Here is a 2,680-nt window from a genome sequence, read left to right on the forward strand (position 1 = left end):
GGGACGCGCACCACGGGAAGGAAGACCGATCTCGACGCTTCGCGGAAGCGTCGCTCGAGGGTGTCGAGCGGAACGTCGAACGCAGCCTTCGTAGCCTCGTCGAGTGGAGTGTCCTTGCCGAGAGCCTCGAGGAACGCGGGAATCCGCCCCCGGAGTGCATCGTCGGAAACGAGGAAATGCACGAACGCCCACGCGGTGCCGTAAAGCATCGGATTCGGCGCCATCCGCTCGCGGCAGGCAAGGACGTTCGCTAGCGGTACGCCGCCGACGAACTCGAGGTAGAGCCGGTAGTCGTACGGCGGCTTCCCGGAGGCGTAGTCCGCTCGATCGAGGGTGAAGGTGGAGTAGTAGTCCCCGAGGCCGGAGCGGTACCAGCGCGGAGGCGGGGCGCCGGCGGCGTGGAGGAGGTGACCGACGTAATCGTCGAGGAGGTAGGCGAGCGAGTCGTCGGCGTCGAGGGCCAGGAAAGCGCACCGTGCGACCGCGGGGACGTGCGCGCCGCCCGCGAGCCGTCCGCGTTCCCCGACGCGCGCCTCGAGTCGCTTCACATCCGCGAACAGGTAGACGTCGAAGGGCGGAACGTCCCCGACCGCGACGCCGCGGGGCTCCTTCACGAGGAAGGCGCGGAACGACTCGAGCATCCTGGCGAAGTGCCGCGCCCGGGCCGGATCGCCGCTGGTGAAGACCCGCACGGTCGGGGTGTCCACGCGTGCCCACCGTTCGCGCGCGGCCGCGCACGGTGGCGCGATCATGGCCAGCGCGATCGCGATCAGGGGATAGATCCGGCGCACGAAGAGCCTCCGCGGCGAACGAACTGGCCGCAGTGTAGCGCGTCGCGCCGGGATCGCGGCCGGCCCCCGCGTAACCTCCGGTAACTCCGCCTCGCGCCGCGACATCGGATCCACCCGGATGACGGAGGGAGACCGATGAAGAAGGCGTTGATCCCGTTCGCACTCCTCGCTCTCGGCGCTCTCGCCTATTCCGATTCGCCGCGCGACCCCCTGAAGCTCTACCCCGGCAACTACCGCGTCCTCGTCGAGAACGAGCGCGTGCGCGTCCTCGACTTCACCCTGGCGAAGGGGGCGAAGGAGGAGGCGCACGACCATCCCGCGAACGTCGCGGTCTTCCTCGCCGACTTCAGGATCCGGTTCACGTTCCCCGACGGGAACACGGGCATGCGCGTCGGGCACCCCGGGACCGTCGGCTACAGCGACGCCGTGCGGCACGCCTCGGAGAACGTCGGCGACACCGACGCGCACGGGATCCTGGTGGAGCTCAAGGAGCCGCCGCCGCCCCCGCCGGGGGCGCTGACCGCCGTGACGCTGATCCACGGCCTGCCGGGAAGAGGCGCCGACCTCGAGCGCCACCTGCTGTCGCTCGAGGGGCCGACCCGCGCCGAGCCGGGGTGCCTGCGCTACGACCTCTATCGCTCCCCCGACGCGCCGCACGAGTTCATGCGTTACGAGGTCTGGTCGAGCGCGGAGGCGCTCGAGGCGCACAAGCGGAGCCCGCACCTGAAAGCCTCGTTCGAGAAGCGGCAGCGCGAGGGATGGACCACGCAGATCCTCACGTGGGATCGCGTGACGGCCCCTGCCACGGTGGAGCGCCTCGATCCGCGCCTGGACGCCCTGATTCCCGTGGACACCGTCGTGGAGAAGGTCGTGGACGGTCACGACTGGACGGAGGGACCGCTGTGGGACCCGGCGAGCCGCTCGTTGCTCTTTTCGGACGTCCCGCGCAATGCGATCTTCCGCTGGGACGGCGGCGGCGCGGCGCGGCCGGTCCTGGAGAAGAGCGGGTACACCGGCGCCTCGCCTTTCCCGGGGCGCGAGCCCGGCTCCAACGGCCTGACCTTCGACCGCCGCGGGCGCCTGGTGATGTGCCAGCACGGCGACCGGCGCATCGTGCGCCGCGAAGAGGACGGCCGGCTCACCGTCCTCGCCGACCGCTTCGAGGGGCACCGCCTCAACAGCCCGAACGATCTCGTCTACCGGTCGAACGGCGACGTCTTCTTCACCGACCCGCCGTTCGGGTTGCCGAAGTCGTTCGACGATCCCGGGAAGGAGGTCCCGTTCCAGGGGGTCTATCGCCTCACCCCCGATGGGAAGCTCACCGCGGTGGTGCGGGACCTGCGAGCGCCGAACGGGATCGCCTTCTCGCCGGACGAGAAAATCCTCTATGTCAGCAACGCCGACAACACGAATCCGGTGTGGATGGCGTATCCGGTGCTTGCCGACGGGAGTCTCGGCTCGGGACGCGTCTTCGCCGACGCGCGCGCCTACGTGAAGGACGGGGAGGGGGTTCCCGACGGCCTGGAAGTGGACGCCGCGGGGAACGTCTTCGGCGCGGCCCCCGGCGGCGTCCACGTCTTCGCTCCCGATGGCACGCGCCTGGGTCGGATCGTCACGGGGGTGAAGACCGGCAACGTCGCGTGGGGCGGGGGCGGCGACCTCTTCGTCGCCGCGAACCACGCGATCCTGCGGGTCCGGACGCTCACGCGGGGGCCGGACCCGCGTTAGGCCCCCGATCCCGGCCGCTCCAGCGCGCCCCCGTTCCGCTTGTCGGCGCGCAGCAGCAGGATCGCGAAGGCGAGGCCCGCGAGGCCCAGGGAGGCGAACATCACCTGGCTCGCGACGTATCCGTGCGTGGCATCGCGAAGCTTCCCGTTGAGCCACGGGAA

At 70.7% G+C, this 2,680-nt stretch carries 2 protein-coding genes; one reads left to right on the forward strand and one right to left on the reverse strand.

From position 1 onward, the window contains the following. Positions 1-791, reverse strand: a 791-nt coding sequence (locus tag VF139_13950) for a hypothetical protein (GenBank protein HEX6852496.1), incomplete at its 3' end; no start/stop codon positions are given. 135 nt (positions 792-926) lie between these two features. On the opposite strand from VF139_13950, the gene VF139_13955 reads away from it, so the two are divergent. After that, positions 927-2,519 carry an SMP-30/gluconolactonase/LRE family protein gene (locus VF139_13955; GenBank protein HEX6852497.1) on the forward strand — a complete coding sequence of 531 codons (1,593 nt, stop codon included), beginning with the start codon at positions 927-929 and terminating at the stop codon, positions 2,517-2,519. Positions 2,520-2,680 lie beyond the last annotated feature (161 nt).

Source organism: Candidatus Polarisedimenticolaceae bacterium, from assembly GCA_036376135.1.
GTDB lineage: Bacteria > Acidobacteriota > Polarisedimenticolia > Polarisedimenticolales > DASRJG01 > DASVAW01.